Below are 18,329 nucleotides of genomic sequence, written 5' to 3' on the forward strand. Positions count from 1 at the left end.
GCGTATGGCCTGCTAGCATGCCCGCATGACGACCGAGATTCCTTCGACCGATACCGCCCCGGCCTCGCCGGCACCGGCCGCTGCCGCCTCGCCCAAGCCCGTCCGGCGCGACCCACCGCCGCGTCGGGGCGGAGGGGCCCTGGCCTTCGCCATCCTGCTCTCGCTGGCTGCCGCGGGGGCCGCGGGCTACACGGCGTGGACGGTATGGAGCATGCGCCAGGACCTGGGTGCGGCCAACGGGCTGAAGGGCCAGGTGGATACGCTGCAGGGTGCCGTGGATGGCCTGCGCGACGACAACGCCAACCTGCGCCGCCGCCTCAGTGATGCGGATGGCGTGAACCGTGCGGCGCGCGAAGAGGTGCTCGGCATGACCGAGCGCACGAAGAATCTTGAAGACGCCGTGGCGAACCTCTCCGAGCGCAGCCTCAGCGGCCACGACGCGCTGTTGCTCGACGAAGCGGAATCGCTGCTGCGCATGGCCAAGGAGCGCTTCGCGCTGTTTGGCGACGCGTCCGGTGCGCTCAATGCGTACGACCTCGCCGACAAGACGCTGGCGTCGGTGAACGACAGCGCGTTCGCGCCCGTGCGGCAGAACCTCAATGCCGAACGCGAGGCGCTCGCCGCCGTGCAGCCGAAGGCGCGTGCGAACGATCTCAGCGTACTGGCGGATCTGCGTGCGCAGTTGCCGACGCTGCCGTTGAAGGACATCGACACGCAGGCTGGCGCCGACGAGGAGCGCACGTTCTGGCAGCGCACCACCAACGCGCTGGGCAGCATCGTGCGCATCAGCCATGACGAAGGCACGCCGCTCGGCCTGGCCGACGATCGCCTCGCCCGCGAGCTCGCGGCGCTGGACGTGGCGCATGCCGAAGCCGCCGTGCTCGCCTACGACGACCGTGGCCGCGCCGCCGCACTCAAGCGTGTCGACGCCACGCTCGTCGCCCACTTCAATACACAGGCGCCGTCCGTGCAGACGGCCCGCCAGCGCATCGCCACCTTGCTGGCCAGCCAGGCGAAGGGCAGTGAGCCGACGCTTGGCGCGGCGCTGGATGAACTGCGTAACCTGCGCTCGGTGCATGCGTTGAAGGCGGCGGCCCCGGCGGCAGCGCCGGCAGCATCCTCCTCCGCTGCGAAGGCCACGCCATGAAGCTCTGGCGCTGGATCGTTGGGCTCATCCTCGTCGCGGTCCTCGCGGCGTTTGCGTGGCACTGGGTCGCCGATGATCCGGGCTACGTGCTGATCCACCTGCGCGGCACCACCGTGCAAATGACGGTGGTGACCGCCGTGGTGCTCTTGCTCGTGGCCTGGGCGGCCATCGCCTTCCTGGTGGCGTTGATCCGCTGGCCGTTTGGCGCGATGAGCCGTCGCCATCGCCACCTGAGCCGGCAGCGCCTGGCAGATGGCCTGGTCGCGCTAATCGAGGGCCGCCACGGCGAGGCCGAGCGCGACCTCAACCGCGCCGCGCGTTACCCCTCGGTCCGTGGGCCCGCCTTGCTTGCCGCCGCCGAAGCGGCCGAACGGCACGGCGAATCCCGCCGGGCGGTGGAGACGCTGGACCTTGCCTCGCAGGAAACCCCGCGCGCCGCGCGCGTCCTTCGTGCCCGGCTGATGCGCCGCACGGATCGCGCGACGGAAGCCGCCGCGCTGCTGGCGCCTGAGGCGAACAGCGGTGCGTTGACGCCTGCCGGCTGGGTGGAATTTGCCGAGGCCTCGCTGGCCAGTGGTGAACCGCGCAACGCCATGCGCTCGCTGGAACCGCTGCGCAAGAGCGGTGAACTCGGCGCCGTGGCCTTCAACGACCTCGAAGCACGCGTGGTCAGCGCGACGATCCTGGCCACGCCCGATGGCGCGGCGCTGACCGCGCTGTGGTCGCAGTTGCCGAAGGGCCAGCGCCGCCTGCCGGCCGCCATCGATGCCTACGCGCGCCAGGCCATGCGTTTCGGCCAGGCCATGGCGGCGATGGACGAAATCGAATCGGCCTTGCGTCGCGAATGGTCGCCGGCGCTGGTCAGCACCTACGGCTCGATGGGCGCCGAAGATCTCGAGCAGCGCCTGCGTCGTGCCGAGGCATGGATCGACACGCATCCCAACGATGCGGCCTTGCTTACCGCCGTGGGCCGCATGTGCGTGCGCATCCGGCTGTGGGGCAAGGCCAAGCCGTACCTGGAGCGCGCGCTCGCCATCGAGCCGAGCACGGCCGCCTGGGAAGCGCTGGGCGACGTGTACCTCGGCGAAGACCATCCGGAGCTCGCGCAGCGCTGCTATCGCAATGCCTTCGCGCTGGCCCGTGGGGACATCACCGAGACGCTGCCTGAGATGCGCAGCCGTCGCATCGACACCCGCGTCACGGCGGTGGAAGTGCGCGACCAGCACGGCGTGCCGCGTCTGTCGCCCTGAGCGCCGCGGGGCTCAGGGTGGCGGTGGCGCCTGCCAGTGGCCATCGAGGGCGCACCGCTGCGCGCGGCGCTTGAGCTGGACCACCTCGTCCGCCGGGATGTCCTTGAACGGGTCGGGCGCCTCGAAGCGCGCGTAAAGTGCCATGCACTCGCGCGGTGTGTCGGCCCGCTGGTTGAATCGCGGCAAGGGCTCGGACGGGCCGCCGCCGGAGCGCGGGTCACCCGCGTGCATCACGATCGACACGACCGTGCAGACGGCCCATAGCAGGAACAGCGCGGCACGGATCCGCGGGCGCCATCGCGTGATGCGCTTGCTACCGGGCCGCGCCACCAGCACCGGCGCAGCCCGCGCGGTGAATTCGTCGCGCGTATCTTTCGGCAGCGCATGGAACGCCTCGGCCCAGGCGTGCAGCTGTACCGGTGTCAGGTAAAGCATGATCCAGTCGGGCAGCGTTTCGCCAAGGCGTCCGATGTCGGGCCAGCGGCGCACGACCCATGGATCCAGCCCACGCGATGCGCGCGCCAGCACCTCCAGCCACGTCTCGCGCCAGCCGGCGTCGTACGAACGCCACGTCTCGCGCTGGGCCAGCACACGGTCGATCCACAGCTGGCGCGGGTCCGCTGTTCGCAGGCGTCCCACTTCATGCCAGTGGAACGCCGCGTCGGCCACATCGAACAGCGACGGCCGCTCGGCGATCACACCGTTGCGCAGGGCATCGACCAGCAGGTCTTCGAACTGGCCGGGCGCATCGACGTAGCCGTTGCGTAGCGACGCGAGGGCAGTGTCGAACAAGGCGGGAATCGCGTCGACGCCCGCGCTTGCGACGGCGTCGGTCAACCGGCGCAGGGCGTCCTCGGCGGCGGTGTCGGCGGGGGGTGCAGCGAGCGGAGCAACAGGCACATCGGCCGGCTCGGCAGCGACGATGGGGTCTTCATCCGTGGCAGGGTGCTCGTCACACCACGTGCGCGCCGCTTCGTACGCGCGGCGGAGTTGCTGGAAAGCCTCCGGATGCGCGGCGACGTCGATCTGGCGAAGGCGTGCCGCGTAGCTGCGGCGCACGGCCACGCCGTCCGCATGCGCGGGCAGGCCAAGGGCTTCGAGGTGCCAGGGGATGCCGGCCATGGTCAGTGCACACCCTCGCGCGCCAGCGCGTCGAGGAAGACATGGCAGTCGCGTGCGTCCGCCGCCTGTTGGGGCGTGGCCTGCGTGCCCGGCGCATCGATCTGGTCGATCGTTGCCATGCAAAAAAACGCGCGGCTGCGTTCGGCCTCGTTGCGGCCCGGGACATGCGGCGCGACGTGCGAACGGGGCGTGGTGGCCGGTACAGCGGCGACTGGGGCAGCGGCGGAGGGGGCAGGAGCGGTGACGCCCGGCAACGACACCAGGGCATGGAACACCCACAGCACGAGGAAGCCGAGGCCAAACCGGGAGAACCAGTTCACCGATACGCTGCGCCGCTGCCGCGACGCCTTATAGGCCTTCATGCGGCGAGCTTCGGCCTCCACGTGAGCCGCCGCTGCGGACTGCGCTTCGGCGCAGCGGCGCTGCCATTCCGTGACCCGGGCTTCGGTCAGGTACAGGCCGAGGTAGCGTGGAAAACGGGCGAGGGCCTCGCTGACGTGCGGCCACGCGAGCGCGACATCGTCCGGGATTGGCGTGCTGCTTTCGCCATGGCGCGCCAGCCACGAGCGCAGGTCTTTCTGGGCGAGCGGGGGCAGCGTTTCGAAGGCCTGCCGCTGCTGTTCGACTGCGTCGATCCACGCGCCGGCCGGGCCGAGGGAGGCGAGGTGCATGACCTCGTGCCAGCCGAAATGCGCGCGCAGGGTATCGAAGACGTAGGCGCGCCGGCGCATGCGCGCATGCATCATCGCATCGAGGAGGATGCGCTCGAACAGGAACGGTGCATCGATGTGCTGGCGGCGTAGCTCCGCCGCGCACGCTTCCAGCTCGCTGGCGAAGTCCGCCTGCTCGCCATAGCGCACGCGACGGATGAAGCGCTCGGCCAGGCGTGTGGCCGCGGCGTGCGGGTCTTCATTCACCACGCGCTGGACGGGCGCGGCGGCAGGCATGGATGCCTGCACTTCCGGTGGCGCGGTGTCACCGGGTTGCTGCTGGCCTACCCACGCGCGCGCGAACTCATACGCCTCGCGCAGGCGCGCGAAGCCGGCCGGATCCGCGCCGGGATCCACCTGCTTCAGGCGCGCCGCGTACGCGCGCTTGACCGCGCGCTCATCGGCATCGGCTTGCAGTGCCAGCAGTTCAATGAACCATGGGGTCTGCATGGCAGGGGTCAGTCAGCGTGGTCGGGCGCGAAGTAGCTGTCCGATTCAATCGCCTTCAGCGCCTCGCGGAACTGCGCGGCATCGCGGGTGATCAGCCGTGCGTCCTGCGTCGCGAGCACCTGTTCAAAATGCAGGATCATCTGCCCCACGTGGTCGCGGGCCGCGCCGAGCAGCTGCTCGTACAGGCGCTCCGCCCGCGCCATCAACGTGCGGTTTTCCAGCGTGTCGCGCGGATGGATCTTGAGGGCGGACAGCGCCTCAAGCCGCTGCGCCATCTCTTCGGGCGACATGTGCGCCTGGCCGCTTTCGATGACCAGTCGCTTCATCTCGCCCGTGCCGACCACGCTGACTTCCACTTCGAGAAGGCCGTTGACGTCGTAGGTGAAGCGGACATCGACACCCTGCGCGTGTGCCGGGCCCGGATCGATCGGTACCCGCACTTCACCCAGCCGGATATTGTCGCGGCACATGCGCGACTCGCCCTGGTACACACCGACGAGGATATGGCGTTGCTGCTCATGCACGGGGAACAGGCGCTGCACGCGGCTGACCGGCACAACCGTATTGCGCTCGATGATCGGCGCGTAGAACCCCTCGGCCAGCACGCCCTTTTCCAGGGTGCGCGTCACTTCGGTACCCAGGGTATAGGGGCAGACGTCGGTCATCACCGTTTCGTCCAGCGCCTTGTCCTTCATCTTCAGGCCGGCCTGTACCGCTGCGCCAAGCGCCACCACTTCGTCAGGGTTGAGCCCGACCGCAGGGAAACGGCCGAACATGCGCGTCGCCAGCGCGCGGATCATGGGCATGCGCGTGGCACCGCCGGCGAGCACGACGTTGTCGAGGTCGGCGGCGCGGATGCGTGCATCGCGCAGCGCGCGTTCGATGGGCCGCCACAGGCGGTTCAGCAGGGGCTCGGCGAGTTTCTCGAAGGCCTCGGCGTCCAGTTCAACGGTGGCCTGGTGGCCCTGCCAGCTGATCTCGAACGAGGCCTTGCCGTGCGCGCCAAGCTCGCGCTTCGCCGATTCGGCGCGCGCGGTGAGGCGCTGCATGAAGGCGGCGTCGTCGCGGGCGCCCTCCGGGATGCCGCGTGCGAAGGCCTGCTCGGCGATCAGGACGGCGAAATCTTCCCCGCCCAGCATGTTGTCACCGGCGCTGGCGCGCACTTCCATCACGCCGTCGAACATTTCCAGGATCGAGACGTCGAAGGTGCCACCGCCGAGGTCGAACACCAGGAACTGGGTTTCGCGCTGGCCCTCGTGCATGCCGTACGCCAGCGCGGCGGCGGTCGGCTCGTTGAGCAGGCGCTCCACCTTCAGCCCGGCGAGTTCGCCGGCGACGCGGGTGGCCTTGCGCTGGGCATCGGAGAAGTACGCCGGCACGGTGATGACCGCCTCGGTGATCGGCTCCCCGAGGAACGCCTCGGCATCTTCCTTCAGCGCGCGCAGGACGAGCGCGGACAATTCCTCCGGCCGGAATTCGCGATCGCCCATGCGGACGAGCCGCGCGCTGCCCATGTAGCGCTTGAACAGCGCCGCGGTCTTGCCGGGGTGGGTCTGCAGGCGCTCGCGGGCCGCTTCGCCGACCAGCACGTGGCCGTCGTCGTCGATGCCCACGCAGGAGGGCGTGAGCACGCTGCCGAGCGCGTTTGGGACGAGGCGGGGGCCGCCGTCCTTCCAGAGCGCGATCAGGCTGTGGGTCGTCCCCAGGTCGATTCCGACGATCATGCGGTGCGGTTCCTTGGCGGCATGCGCCGCGCGCGAGGAACCGTCCATGGCCATCGGGGGCCTGCGTCTCCCGGTGGGAGGGCAGGGCCCGGCCAGCGTTGGAACCCCTTGCAACGCGGTCAGAGGCCGCTAGTTTAGCCGAGCGGCGTCAGGTTGGCGTAGGCGTAAACCAGCCATTTGGAGCCTTCGTCGACGAAATTGACCTGCACCCGCATATGGGCGCCCGCGCCCTCGGCGCTGACGATCGTGCCCTCGCCGAACTTGGGGTGGGTGACCCGCTGGCCGAGCTTCACCGGCAGGGCCTCCTCGAGCGAGCCGCCACCGGCGTACCGGTCCGCGTAGGCCGGGCGCGATACCTGGACCCGCGGCCGCAGTTCGTCGATCAGCTCGGGCGGGATCTCGCCCAGGAAGCGCGAGGGCCGGGCCAGCATCTCGGTGCCGTGCATCCGCCGCGATTCGGCGTGCGAGACGAACAGCTTCACCCGCGCGCGGGTGATTCCGACATACGCGAGGCGACGCTCTTCTTCGAGACGGTTCTCTTCCTCGGTGGAGCGCTGGCTCGGGAACAGCCCTTCTTCCATGCCGACGAGGAACACGACGGGGAACTCCAGGCCCTTCGCCGAGTGCAGCGTCATCAGCTGTACGCAATCGTCCCACGCCTCGCCCTGGCCCTCACCGGCTTCCAGCGCTGCGTGCGAAAGGAAGGCAGAGAGCTCGTTGAGGCCGGCGTCGGTATCTTCCGGGGTCATTTCGAAGCGGCTGGCGACGTTGACCAGCTCGTCCAGGTTCTCCACCCGGGCTTCGCCGTTGCCGCGCTTGTCGTTCTCGTAGAAGTCGCGCAGGCCGGTATGCAGGATCGCGTGCTCGATCTGTTCGGCCAGGTCCAGCCCCGACGGTGCGTCGTCGCCTTCGGCATCACCACCGCGGAAGGTCCGGTGCATCTCGTCGATCAGGGAGAGAAAGGCGCGCACCGCGTTCTTCGCCCGGCCTGCCAGCGAGCCGACGGCTACTTCGTTTAGCGCGGATTCCCACATCGAACTGCCATCGACGCGGGCCCGACGGCGCAGTTCATCCAGCGTGCGGTCGCCGATGCCACGTGGCGGCGTGTTCACCGCGCGCTCGAACGCCGCGTCGTCGTGGCGGTTCGAGGCCAGGCGAAGGTAGGCCAGCGCATCCTTGATTTCGGCGCGTTCGAAGAATCGCAGGCCGCCGTACACGCGGTAGGGCAGGTCGCGCTGGATCAGCTGTTCTTCGAAGTTGCGCGACTGCGCGTTGGAGCGGTACAGGATGGCGCAGTCCCGCGCATTGCCATGCTCGGCGATGTGTTCGCGGATGCGCTCGATGACGAAGCGCGCTTCGTCCTGTTCGTTGTACGCGGCATACAGCGCGATGCGGTCGCCTTCGTCGCCGTCGGTCCACAGCTGCTTGCCGAGGCGGCCGCCGTTGCGCGAGATCACCGCGTTCGCGGCATTGAGGATCGTCGACGTCGAGCGGTAGTTCTGTTCGAGGCGGATGGTTTTCGCGCCGGGGAAATCGCGCAGGAACTGCTGCACGTTCTCCACCTTGGCACCGCGCCAGCCGTAGATCGCCTGGTCGTCATCGCCCACCACGAACACCTGGCCGGTGCTGCCGGCGAGCACGCGGATCCATGCGTACTGCAGCGTGTTGGTGTCCTGGAATTCGTCGATCAGCAGGTAGCGCCAGCGGTCCTGGTAGTGCTTGAGCACCTGGGGATCTTTCAGCCACAGCTCGTGCGCGCGCAACAACAGCTCGGCGAAGTCGACGAGGCCGGCACGCTGGCACTGCTGCTCATACGCCTTGTAGACCTCGACCCAGGTCTTGGTCACCGGGTGGTCGCGGTGCTCGATGCTGTCCGGGCGCTTGCCCTCGTCCTTCCACTGGTTGATCTGCCAGGCGGCCTGGCGCGGCGGGAAGCGCGCTTCATCCAGGCCCATGCCGGCGATCACGCGCTTGATCAGGCGCTGCTGGTCGTCCGAGTCGAGGATCTGGAATCCCTCGACCAGGCCCGCCTCGCGCCAGTGCCGGCGCAGCAGCCGGTGGGCGATCCCGTGGAAGGTACCGACGGTGAGGCCCTGCGTCCCTCCGGGGATGAGCCCGTCCAGGCGCGAGCGCATCTCGCCCGCGGCCTTGTTGGTAAAGGTGACCGAGAGGATCGCCCACGGCGGAACGCCCTCGACCTGGGTGAGCCAGCCGATGCGATGGGTGAGTACGCGGGTTTTGCCGGAACCGGCGCCGGCAAGCACCAGGTAGTGCCCGGGCGGGGCACTGACGGCCTCGCGCTGTGCGTCGTTCAGGCCGTCGAGAAGATGGGATACGTCCATCCGCCCATTGTACCGGAGGAGGGCCTCCCGGACCCGGCCGGGAGGCCCTGGGCAAGCGGCTTAGCGCTTGCGGGCGATACCGGCGACGGCGACGATGCCGCCGATCACGATGCCGGCGATGCCAGCCCACTGCGGAATCGCCTTGTCGTGCGTCGCTTCGATCTTGGCGGGCCCCAGCGAGGCCACCGTATCGGTCTTCTGGTAACTGCCGTTGCCCATGACCACCCAGATACCCAGGCCAATCAGGATGATGCCAACAACGATGAGACCTGCGCGCATGTGTATACCCCTGTACGGATCGGTGGCAGGAGCATGCGTTGACGAATGTGAGCGGAACGTAAGCGCCGCGAGGGTCGTCAGACGATGGTGACCCCGTGGATATTGTTCTTCGGATCGGCCCAGAACGCCTCGTTGGCAAACCGCCCGAAGACCTCGCGCGGCAGGACCGGCGTGCGCTCGACGGCCTCGACGCGGGCGCGTACCGAATGCAGGCCGGGCATGCCGACGCGCGCGTCGAACTCGTCGGCGCTGTATTCGATGTGGTCGAAGTCGTGATCGAACCAGGGTTCGCCGAGGAACGCGTAGACCGCACGCAGCGCCGCCTCGGGGTCGCGCACGAGGCTTTCGTAGGTGAGCAGCATCAGGTGGTCACGGGCGTGCTCGCCGTAGAAGGCTTCCTTCACCGCCTGGTAGGCAAAGCCGACCATGCCGCGCGGATCGGTCAGTGCCTCCACGCGCGAATACACCGTGGTATTGGTGTCATAGCGAAACACCTTGCTGACACTCACCGGCTGCTTGAGCACCAGCCGCTCCATGCTGTCGAGCACCCAGGCCAGCTGGCGCACGCAGGCGACCACTTTCACGCCAGGGAAGAGCGTGTTGAGAAGGCCCATGCGGCTGCACCACAGACGGCTCATATCGAAGATCGCCTCGGGGCGGGTATCGACGGAGTAGAAGTTTTCCACCAGGCCGCGCAGCAGGGCCATGCGCTGCTCGTCCGAGACATCGAACGCGAAGTCGTTGCGGCTGCTGGCCTCGGCCACCACCACGCCCATGATGTCCGCGACCGGGCTGGTCATGCCGGCACGGAAGCGCGGATTCTGGTTCAGGATGGCGGCGAGCAGCGTGGTGCCCGCGCGCGGCAGCCCGGAGATGAAGTGGAACCGGCGCTGGTTCGGGAGGGCATCGGGCGTCGCGGTCATGCAGGGCTTCCTTGGGACGGTGATGGGGCCACGAATCAGCGCGCGGGCGCCGTCGATGCGCGCAGGCGCATCTGGTATTCGACCTCGACCATACGCGGCTCGCCCTTGCCCTGGAGCCCCAGCAGGAGCTCCTCGGTGGCGCGCTTGCCCATGTCGCGGACCGGCTGGTGCACGGTGGTCAGCATAGGCCATACCTGCGTGGCGATGGTCGTGTCGTCGAAGCCGCAGATGGAGACATCGCCCGGCACCGAGACGCCGGCCTCCGCCGCGGCCCAGATGGCACCCACCGCCATGTCGTCATCCGCGGCGAAGATGGCCGTGGGCCGCTCCTTCAGCCCCAGCAACTGGCGGGCGGCATGCACCCCGGATTCGAACGAAAACCGGCCCTGGACCATGTAATCGGCGCGCTCTTCCAGCCCGGCGCGCTTGAGGCCGTCGCGGAAGCCGGCAAGGCGCCACACGCCCGCGCCATGCTTCGGGTCTCCGATGATGTGGGCGATGCGCCGGTGCCCCAGTGCAACGAGGTGGGCGACCATCGCCGCGGCGGCCTCGCGTTCGCGCAGGATCACGCCTGCGATGCCCTTGGGCTTGCGCGGTGCGATGGACGCGAACGGCAGCCCGGCTGCGCGCAGGTGCGCGAGCAGGGCCGGGTGGTCGGTGATCGGTGGCGTGAGGATCAGGCCGTCCGGGCGATGCCGCCACAGGATGCCCTCGACGCGCTCCATGAAATCCGGTGCGGTGGAGTCCAGCGGCTGCACCATCATGCTGTACTGGTGCGCCTCGCAGGCTTCCTGGACGCCAGCCTGCACTTCCATGACGTAGCTGGGCGACAGGTTGTCGTAGAGCAGCCCGATCATGAAGGAACGATTGGACGCGAGGCTGCGCGCCGAGGCGAGTGGCCGGTAGTTGAGTTCGGCGACGGCCGCCATCACCCGCTCGCGCACTTCCTTGCGCACGCCCGGCTCCTGGTTGAGCACGCGGGAGACAGTTTTCTTCGACGTATCGGAAGCACGAGCCACATCGTTAATGGTCACGCGCGACATGACGACCTCTTCAATGCTTCGTTCCCTGGGTACCACCCGCCGTGAACTGCGCCGCCGGAGCGTTCCAGCCCTCGACATGCACCACGGTGCCGGCGCCACCGCGTGCCGGATAGCGTGCGGTCAGCACGATGGATTCACCGGGCCAGAGCGTGACGTCATTGTCAGACCACCGCACAGGCAGCGCAAGCTCACCCTTTGCCCCTCGGTGGATCGAGAGGTGTTCCTGCACGGCGGCGGCAGGGGAGGACGAGGGCACCGAGAGCGTGACCGTCGTGACTTCGTCGTCGCCATCGCGCGCGGTGGCGACGTGGACCTCGCGGGTCGCCTTCGGCAGGGAAGCCAGTGCCGTGAAGTCGCCGTACTGCGTCAGCGGCGTGAGATACCAGTTCGACTTGGCCCAATCGAGCTTGTCCGGGCCCGTGGAGAGCCAGTACACGTTGCGGCTGGCCGTCTTCCCGTCGGCCGTCGCGAGTTCCAGCTCGATGAAATACACCGTGGAAAGATTCGCGATCGCGGGCAGGTCGAGTACCGACTGCGTGTGGTTGCCGGCCAGGTCGATGCCCGGCACCTGCTTCTGGAAGCGCACGCTGCCATCGAGGTTGCGGACCTTCACCGTGGCCTGGAGCGCGTGCTGGTCCTGCAGTGTGTGGTTCACCACCATGATGGCGTGCGAATCGTAGGCGTACTGGATGTGCAGCGGCTCGTTTGCCTTCATCGCCCCGTAGTACGCGCCGGCCGGATTCAGGTAGTAGTCGTAGAGGTGCCAGTGCAGCGACGGCCACGCGTTGTTGAGCATCCAGTAGATGACGCCGGTGGACGGGTTCGTCGAGCTCATGTGGGCGTTGAAGGCTTCGAACTGGGCGCGCACGTTGTCGTAGTTGTCCAGCTGGGCCTTGGCCACGTAGTCGGCAAGCCCGGTGGGTGCGCCGTAGCGCCGGGCCAGCGCCGTATCGAACGGCGTGAGCACGGCGAAGGTCGACCAGTCCGCCGAGGCGTGGAACTGCCGCGCCTCGGGGTACTTCCACAGCGCTTCCTGCTCCTGCGGCGACAGCATGCGCTGGACATCCTCAAGGCGGGGGATCACCGCGCCCGCGCTGACTTCCGAGTCAAAACCGAACGCCCCGCCCAGCTTGTCCGCGTACCAGTACGACGGCGGGATCCAGTCGTAGGGGCCTGCCATCTTCATGCCGGACGGGCCCGTCTCGGGCGTTCCTTCGGGGACGGCGGCTGAGATGATCGGAAGTGACCAGTCCTCGGCGCGCAGGGTGTCGGTGTACATCTTCGACAGCGCCGGCGGCGGCGCATGGTCGCTGCCGATGAAGAAACCGATCACCGAGGGATGGTTGCGCAGCAGGCGTGCCTCGCTGGCCATCGATGCCTGCGCCACGCGCATGTCCGCATCGTTCCACGGCTGGCCGCCGGTTTTGGCCGCGGCTTCCCACTTGTCGCAACACTCCCAGCCGGCCAGCACGAGGATGCCGTTGCGGTCGGCGAGGTCGTAGAAGCGGTCGTTCTCCAGCTTGCCTTCGCTGCGGATGGTATTGAGGCCCAGGTTCACCACGTAGCTGAACTCGGCCTCCATCCGCGCGGGGTCGTCACGCAGGAACATGTCCGGCGCCCAGCCGCCGCCACGAATGAGCAAGGGTTTGCCGTTGACGATGAACTGGCGATAGCCCTGCGGGGTCAGCTTCGACTCGACCCGGCGTACGCCAAACGAGGTGGCGGCACGGTCGGAGAGCGCGCCATCGACGGTGGCGGTCACGGCCATGTCGTAGAGCGGGTGGTCGCCCATGGCGATGGGCCACCACACCCTGGGGTTATCCAGCGTGGCGGCCCCGGCGGCGCCCGACGCGAACGACACCACCTTGGCCTCACCGGGGGCGAGATGCACCGTCGCCTGCAGCGGCTTGCCGGCCACGGTGCCCGCGAGCGTCGCGTCGCGCGCCACCGTATCCAGGTTCGTCGCGGTGACCTTGACGGCCAGCGTCGCCTGCTTGAGATCGTCGGAAAGGGTGGTGAGCACGTGCGGTGCACTCAGCGCCACCGGCCCGGTCTGGATGATGTCGACGCCGCGCCAGGGGCCCATGTTGTTGTCCGGCGGCGTGGGGTTCCAGTCGACCCAGCCGATGGACAGGCTCATCCGCGGATCGCCGGGATGGACCTTCAACGCCACGGCGTTGGCGCCGGCGTGGACCTGGCGGGTCACGTCGATGTCCCTCACCGGGTACGCACCGGCGATGTCGGCGTGGTCGGCCACCTGCTGGCCGTTCACCCAGACATCGGCACTGGCGATGATGCCGTGCGTGCGCAGCAGCGTGTGCCGCGACGCCGGCGCCTTCGCCAGCGAGAAGCCGGCGCGATACCACCACGGCGTCACGAAGAGGTTGCCGCTGGCATCGGGGACCTGCACGGCACGCAGGTTGTCGCTATAGAACACATCGCCCTTGAACACACCTTTCTCGAGCACACCATTCTCAAGCAGGCCGGCCATGACGGTGGCGCGGCCAGTGGCGGGGAACCACTCCTTCGTGGCAAAGCCGGTCGCGGAGATCGCGGCACCGGGCTCCTGGGCCTTTGTACTGTCCTGGATCTGCCAGCGGGCGATGGGCGTCACCGTCGCGGCATCGGCCGCCACGCGCGTATCGGTGTAGGTGGTGGCGGCCATCGCCACCGGGCTGGTGGCGAGGCTCACCGCGATAGCCGCCACCAGGGCGGACCGGGTTGTGATGGGCATGGCGTTACGATTCCCGGACAGCGGAAGGGTGTGATTCAAGGGGGGCGAAAGGCCACGCCGCGTTCACCCGCGCCCAGAGCATGAACACCACCAGGCCCGCGAGGATCCACGCGCCCGACAGCAGCAGCGACAAGGTGGACGCGGAGACGTACACGTAGACCCAGCCGGCCAGCGCGATGATGCATGGCACCGGGTACAGCCATTGCCGGTACGGCCGGTTGAGGTCGGGCTCGCGCCGGCGCAGCACGATCAGCGCGACGACCTGGGCAAGCGACTGCACCAGGATGGTCGCCGTCAGCAGCATGTTGATGACTTCGGTCAGGTCGAAGAACGTACCGATGGCGGTGACGACGCCCATGGTGAGCAGGGCGACATGCGGGAAGCCATCCTTCGCGTGCAGGCGGCCGAACGCCGAGAGGAACACCTTGTCCCGCGCCGCCTCGAACGGCACGCGCGAGCCGCCGAGCAGGCCGGTGAACACGGACGCCAGCGCCGTGATGATGATGAGCGTGGTCATCACGGCGGCCGCCGTGTGGCCCCAGCTGCGCTCGACCACCAGGGAGGCGATGGACTTGGAGCGGGCGATCTCCTGCCAGGGCGCCACGCCCAGGACGCTGATGTTGAGCAGCAGGTAGATCACCATCATCGCCATGATCGAGATGATGATGGAGCGGGGCATGGTATGCCCCGGATCGCGCAGCTCGTCGCCGATGTACGCCGTGGTGTTGTAGCCCAGGTAGTCGTACACGCCGATGATGAGGCCCGCGCCCAGGCCAGCGAAGAAACGTGGCCCGAAGGCATCCGGCGGGAAATCGAACGCGAGGTGGGCGTCAAAGTGCGAGAAGCCTGCGGCGGCCACGCCGATGATCGAGATCAGCATGATTACCCACAGGGCCACCGTGATCAGGCGCACCGACTCGATGCGGCGGTAAAGCAGCCAGGTGACCAACCCCGTCGCCACGATGCCAACCAGGTGCGTCGTCCACCAGCCCATCGCCGGGAAGAAGAACTGCAGGTACTCCACCATGCCGATGATGCCGGTGGACATCAGCAGGGGAATGGCAAGCAGCATCGTCCAGATGAACAGGAACGGCATCAGCTTGCCGGTACGCTTCTGGAACGCTTCGCGCAGGTACACGTACGTACCGCCGGAACCCGGCATCGCCGCACCGAGCTCGGCCCAGACCAGCCCATCGGCCATCGCCAGCAGGGCGCCCACGATCCACCCGACGATGGCCTGCGGGCCACCCATCGCCGCCACCATCAACGGGATGGTGATGAACGGCCCGATGCCGCACATCTGGGTCATGTTGATGGCGGTGCCGGAGAACACCCCGATGGATCGATGGAAGTTACGTTCGCGCATGGGTTCCCCTACCACTGGCCACGAATACCGAACATAAACATGCGCTCGGAGAAGGTCGAGTGCCCGGGCTGGTTCGGAAACACCAGGTAGTACTTCTGGTACTCGTTGGTCAGGTTGGTGCCGTTGAGGAACACTTCCAGCTGCTTGGCGAACTTGTAAGAGATGGAGGCATCGATGTACTTCTGCGGCGCCTCGTACATTTCCAGGCCGGTGATGCCGCCGACGCTGTCCATCACCGCGCGACGCGAACGGTAGTTGTACGCCACGCGGGCCTGGAAGCGGTCATCCTGGTACCAGAGGATGAAGTTGCCGGACTTCGTGGAGTTGTCCTGGAACGGGATTTTCTTGCCCGCCAGGTCCTTCTCACCGGAATTACTCGGTGCGTAGGTGGCATTCACCTCCATGCCGGTCTTCGACAGGATGCCCGGCAGGAAGGTGAAGCCCTGGCGGTAGTCGAATTCCGCACCCTTGATGCTGTTGCCCGTGCCCTGCACCGGCTGGGTGATCACGATGCAATGGTCGCGGACCACGCCGTCTTCGTCGGGCAGGGTGCAGTTGGTGACGCTGCCGTTCTTGATGAAGCTATCCACGTTGATGCGGAACAGCGCGAGGCTGACCATGCTCGACGGGTTGATGTACCACTCGGCCGACGCGCCGAAGTTGGTCGAGCGCCACGGATCCAGGTTCGGGTTACCCGACGACGTGCCGTTGGAGACACGGAAGATCGGGCCATCGGGCGTCTCGGAGAGCGAGTAGTTCAGCTGCAGGCCCCCCGCCCAGGTACTCAGGTCCAGCGGCATCATGTTCTTCGAATACGCGAGGCGCACCTTCACGGTGTCGGTCACGTCCAGGGCGAAGTTCGCCGATGGCAGGATGTCCTGGTAGCGCCGCTTGGTGACCTCGGTGCCCACGTCCTCCGGCTCGTCACCGTAGGCACCCGGGTCGCCGCTGAGGTGCTGGGTGACGTCGAGGTGGCTGCGGATCAGGCGTACGCCGACGTTGCCGCTGTAAGGCATGTCGCCGATCGTGCCGTTGAAGTCACCCTGCAGGTAACCCGTTAGTTCCTTCAACCGCACGCCCCACGTGGTACCGGGTTCGCCCACGGAGACCGTATCGGGGTACAGCGACTTCCAGTAGTCCTCCGGGTTCTTCATCGCATTGGGGTCGATCGCCCAGAAGTTGATGCCGGAACCGAGCAGGTTGTTATAGGCCTTGAAGTTATCCGCCAGCGGCGCTGCGGTGTTCGGCATCGAGATGGCCGACAGGGGGCCCGCGCGGAAGTAGCCCTGCTCATTGCCGGCCGTACAGGAGCCGCTGTTCAGCACCACGTCGGCGCCCACATAGCGCACCAGGCAGCCACCCGGATCGGAGGCGCCCATGCCCGCGTAGACCGGGGTTTCAAACGTGTAGCCCTTGTTGTCCGCCGTGCGGATGCTGTTGCGGACGCCGAACTTCAGCTTGAACCCGTCGTTGAAATCGAACTTGCCATCGAAGCGCAGGGCGTTGAGGGCGACCTTACGGTCGTAGTTGCCGGAGGATTCCAGCGTCTTGAATGTCCAGGCGTTGGGATCCGCAAAGGCGGCCGCCAGCTCGGCCGGCGTGCCGATCTTCAGGTAGCGGCCACGGAAGTCGGCCGTGATGGGAATCGTGTTCTGCGGGATGCCCGTGGGGTTGAAGACGCGGTTACCGCCCAGCTCCGCCGGGTAGACGAAGGTGCCGGGTGGCACCGCGTCATCGGGTACGCCATCGGCCAGCACGTTGGGCCACAGCGCGCCGTCCGAGTCGGAAATATTGACGTCGGTTTCCTGCAGCGACTGCGATGCCGTGTCGTGGATGCCGCGCACCGACGCGGTAAACGGGCCGCCGTCGTCGTAGTCCAGCTGCAGGTTGAGGTTTTTGGCCTGGGAGAACTTGCGGATCATCTGCGAGTACGATTCCACGTCGCCCGGCCACTTCTGATACACCTGCGTGGTGTAGATGTTCGAGCCTTCCCAGCCCGGTTCGGGCGTGCCGTAGGAGCCCAGTGCCGGCTTGCCCGTGTCCTGCGACTGCAGCGGCACGTAGGTGGCGCCCTGCCAGTTGGTCGAGTTGAACTGGACGCCGACGTTCCGGTCGAACTCGTGCTGCTGCGAATAGAAGTAATCGCTGGTCAGGCTGAAGCCGTTGCCGATGTCGAACTGGAACGAGGCATTGCCCGACTTGCGCTTGCGCTCGGTGATGATCTGGTTGATGCCGAAGTTCTGGCTGCCCATGAACACGCCATTCGACTTGCCGTCGCCGTTCACGTCCACGCTGCCGTCCGCGTTCTGGACGATCTGCGAGGGGATCGGTGCGCCATTCCATGGCGTCAGGAAGCCGTTGTACCCGCCGGCGCTGGCGGCGTTCTCGCCGTTGAGCACCACGCCGTACTGGTCCAGGCCCTCGGTGGAGTTCATGCGCCGGGTATCGGAATAGTCACCGGAAAGCAGGAAGCCCCAGCGTCCGTTGTCGTTGTACGAGAACAGGCCGTTGGCCTCGGGGCCGGTGTGCTTGGTCGTCGAGCCGCGCTCGCCATTGGCCGAATAGCTGTACGTGAAGCCGGAGGGAAGGTCCCAGGGCCGGTAGGTATGCAGGTCGATCGCGCCGCTGATGCCCGCGTCCGTTTCGTCGGCGGTGGCCGATTTGACGACGTCCGCGCCGTGGAACAGCGTGGACGGCAGCATGCTGAAGTCCGGCTGCTGCGAGTCGATCTGGTCGGCGGTGATAAACACTTCGCCGTTCAACATGGTGCCCACCTGGGGCAAACCACGCACGTCCACCGAGGTACCCACGCCCGCGTCGCGGTTGATCTGCACGCCGGTGATGCGCTGGAGCGAGTCGGTGATCGTCGTGTCGGGCAGGGCGCCGATGTTCTCGGCCGTGATGCTGTCCTGGATCTTGTCGGCGTCGCGCTTCACGTCGATGGCTTTCATCTGCGAAGCGCGTACACCGGTCACCGTGACGCCGGAGAGGTCGACGGCGTTCTTCTTCGTGGTTCCGTCGGTGGTCTGGCCATCGTCCTTCTGCGCCGGTGCCGCGGGCGGCGTGGCTTGCGTGGTCGTGGCCTGGGCGGCCGGTTGGCCGTCCTGCTGCACGTCAAAGAAGGTCGACGCGCCGACCGGTGCCGAAACGACAGCCAGCAGGGTCACCGTGATGGCGAACGACAAGGGATGCTTGCGAAGTGCTGTGGACATGAGCCGTGACCTCGTGACTGTTGCCTG

The 18,329-nt window shown here is 67.5% G+C and carries 12 protein-coding genes; 2 read left to right on the forward strand and 10 right to left on the reverse strand.

The genetic code is table 11. The annotated features are described in order from the left end of the window. The first annotated feature begins 25 nt into the window (after nucleotides 1-25). Nucleotides 26-1,147 (forward strand): uroporphyrinogen-III C-methyltransferase, encoded by a 1,122-nt coding sequence (locus tag FIV34_RS02640; RefSeq protein ID WP_139979406.1) that lies wholly within the window; start codon nucleotides 26-28, stop codon nucleotides 1,145-1,147. Then, on the forward strand, nucleotides 1,144-2,397 hold the full coding sequence (locus FIV34_RS02645; protein ID WP_139979408.1) for a heme biosynthesis protein HemY: 1,254 nt from the start codon (nucleotides 1,144-1,146) through the stop codon (nucleotides 2,395-2,397). Before FIV34_RS02640 ends, FIV34_RS02645 begins: the two co-directional genes overlap by 4 nt. A gap of 12 nt (nucleotides 2,398-2,409) precedes the next feature. Here FIV34_RS02645 and FIV34_RS02650 read toward each other — a convergent pair whose 3' ends face one another. The 10 genes from FIV34_RS02650 to FIV34_RS02695 form a co-directional block, all read right to left on the reverse strand. Then, a complete protein-coding gene (locus FIV34_RS02650) occupies nucleotides 2,410-3,519 on the reverse strand; it encodes a hypothetical protein (RefSeq protein WP_139979410.1) in 1,110 nt (369 codons plus the stop codon). A gap of 2 nt (nucleotides 3,520-3,521) precedes the next feature. After that, nucleotides 3,522-4,679, reverse strand: coding sequence for a hypothetical protein (locus FIV34_RS02655; RefSeq protein ID WP_139979412.1), 1,158 nt, complete (start codon nucleotides 4,677-4,679; stop codon nucleotides 3,522-3,524). Between the two features lie 8 nt (nucleotides 4,680-4,687). Next, complete coding sequence (locus FIV34_RS02660) at nucleotides 4,688-6,403, reverse strand: molecular chaperone HscC (RefSeq protein WP_139979414.1); 1,716 nt, start codon at nucleotides 6,401-6,403, stop codon at nucleotides 4,688-4,690. 134 nt (nucleotides 6,404-6,537) lie between these two features. Next, on the reverse strand, nucleotides 6,538-8,745 hold the full coding sequence (gene uvrD / locus FIV34_RS02665) for a DNA helicase II (RefSeq protein WP_139979416.1): 2,208 nt from the start codon (nucleotides 8,743-8,745) through the stop codon (nucleotides 6,538-6,540). Nucleotides 8,746-8,805: 60 nt separating this feature from the next. Continuing rightward, nucleotides 8,806-9,024: a hypothetical protein gene (locus FIV34_RS02670; protein ID WP_139979418.1), complete on the reverse strand. Its 219-nt coding sequence runs from the start codon at nucleotides 9,022-9,024 to the stop codon at nucleotides 8,806-8,808. Nucleotides 9,025-9,101: 77 nt separating this feature from the next. Further along, nucleotides 9,102-9,947: a sulfotransferase family protein gene (locus FIV34_RS02675; protein WP_139979420.1), complete on the reverse strand. Its 846-nt coding sequence runs from the start codon at nucleotides 9,945-9,947 to the stop codon at nucleotides 9,102-9,104. 35 nt (nucleotides 9,948-9,982) lie between these two features. After that, the gene (locus FIV34_RS02680) at nucleotides 9,983-10,990 is read right to left on the reverse strand and encodes a LacI family DNA-binding transcriptional regulator (protein WP_139979422.1); all 1,008 of its coding nucleotides are present in this window, start codon (nucleotides 10,988-10,990) and stop codon (nucleotides 9,983-9,985) included. 10 nt (nucleotides 10,991-11,000) lie between these two features. Next, the gene (locus FIV34_RS02685) at nucleotides 11,001-13,724 is read right to left on the reverse strand and encodes a glycoside hydrolase family 2 protein (protein WP_139979424.1); all 2,724 of its coding nucleotides are present in this window, start codon (nucleotides 13,722-13,724) and stop codon (nucleotides 11,001-11,003) included. A gap of 4 nt (nucleotides 13,725-13,728) precedes the next feature. Beyond that, nucleotides 13,729-15,090, reverse strand: coding sequence for an APC family permease (locus tag FIV34_RS02690; protein WP_139979426.1), 1,362 nt, complete (start codon nucleotides 15,088-15,090; stop codon nucleotides 13,729-13,731). An 8-nt stretch (nucleotides 15,091-15,098) separates the two neighbouring features. Further along, the gene (locus FIV34_RS02695; RefSeq protein WP_139979428.1) at nucleotides 15,099-18,302 is read right to left on the reverse strand and encodes a TonB-dependent receptor; all 3,204 of its coding nucleotides are present in this window, start codon (nucleotides 18,300-18,302) and stop codon (nucleotides 15,099-15,101) included. Nucleotides 18,303-18,329: the final 27 nt, after the last annotated feature.

Source organism: Luteibacter pinisoli (assembly GCF_006385595.1).
Classification (GTDB): Bacteria; Pseudomonadota; Gammaproteobacteria; order Xanthomonadales; family Rhodanobacteraceae; genus Luteibacter; species Luteibacter pinisoli.

What these genes read in the sequence shown, in the direction of transcription:
- FIV34_RS02680 (WP_139979422.1), bottom strand. Translation starts at nt 10,990, where the DNA reads ATGTCGCGCGTGACCATTAACGATGTGGCTCGTGCTTCCGATACGTCG.
- uvrD (WP_139979416.1), bottom strand. Translation starts at nt 8,745, where the DNA reads ATGGACGTATCCCATCTTCTCGACGGCCTGAACGACGCACAGCGCGAG.
- FIV34_RS02695 (WP_139979428.1), bottom strand. Translation starts at nt 18,302, where the DNA reads ATGTCCACAGCACTTCGCAAGCATCCCTTGTCGTTCGCCATCACGGTG.
- FIV34_RS02660 (WP_139979414.1), bottom strand. Translation starts at nt 6,403, where the DNA reads ATGATCGTCGGAATCGACCTGGGGACGACCCACAGCCTGATCGCGCTC.
- FIV34_RS02685 (WP_139979424.1), bottom strand. Translation starts at nt 13,724, where the DNA reads ATGCCCATCACAACCCGGTCCGCCCTGGTGGCGGCTATCGCGGTGAGC.
- FIV34_RS02645 (WP_139979408.1), top strand. Translation starts at nt 1,144, where the DNA reads ATGAAGCTCTGGCGCTGGATCGTTGGGCTCATCCTCGTCGCGGTCCTC.
- FIV34_RS02650 (WP_139979410.1), bottom strand. Translation starts at nt 3,519, where the DNA reads ATGGCCGGCATCCCCTGGCACCTCGAAGCCCTTGGCCTGCCCGCGCAT.
- FIV34_RS02655 (WP_139979412.1), bottom strand. Translation starts at nt 4,679, where the DNA reads ATGCAGACCCCATGGTTCATTGAACTGCTGGCACTGCAAGCCGATGCC.
- FIV34_RS02640 (WP_139979406.1), top strand. Translation starts at nt 26, where the DNA reads ATGACGACCGAGATTCCTTCGACCGATACCGCCCCGGCCTCGCCGGCA.
- FIV34_RS02670 (WP_139979418.1), bottom strand. Translation starts at nt 9,024, where the DNA reads ATGCGCGCAGGTCTCATCGTTGTTGGCATCATCCTGATTGGCCTGGGT.
- FIV34_RS02675 (WP_139979420.1), bottom strand. Translation starts at nt 9,947, where the DNA reads ATGACCGCGACGCCCGATGCCCTCCCGAACCAGCGCCGGTTCCACTTC.
- FIV34_RS02690 (WP_139979426.1), bottom strand. Translation starts at nt 15,090, where the DNA reads ATGCGCGAACGTAACTTCCATCGATCCATCGGGGTGTTCTCCGGCACC.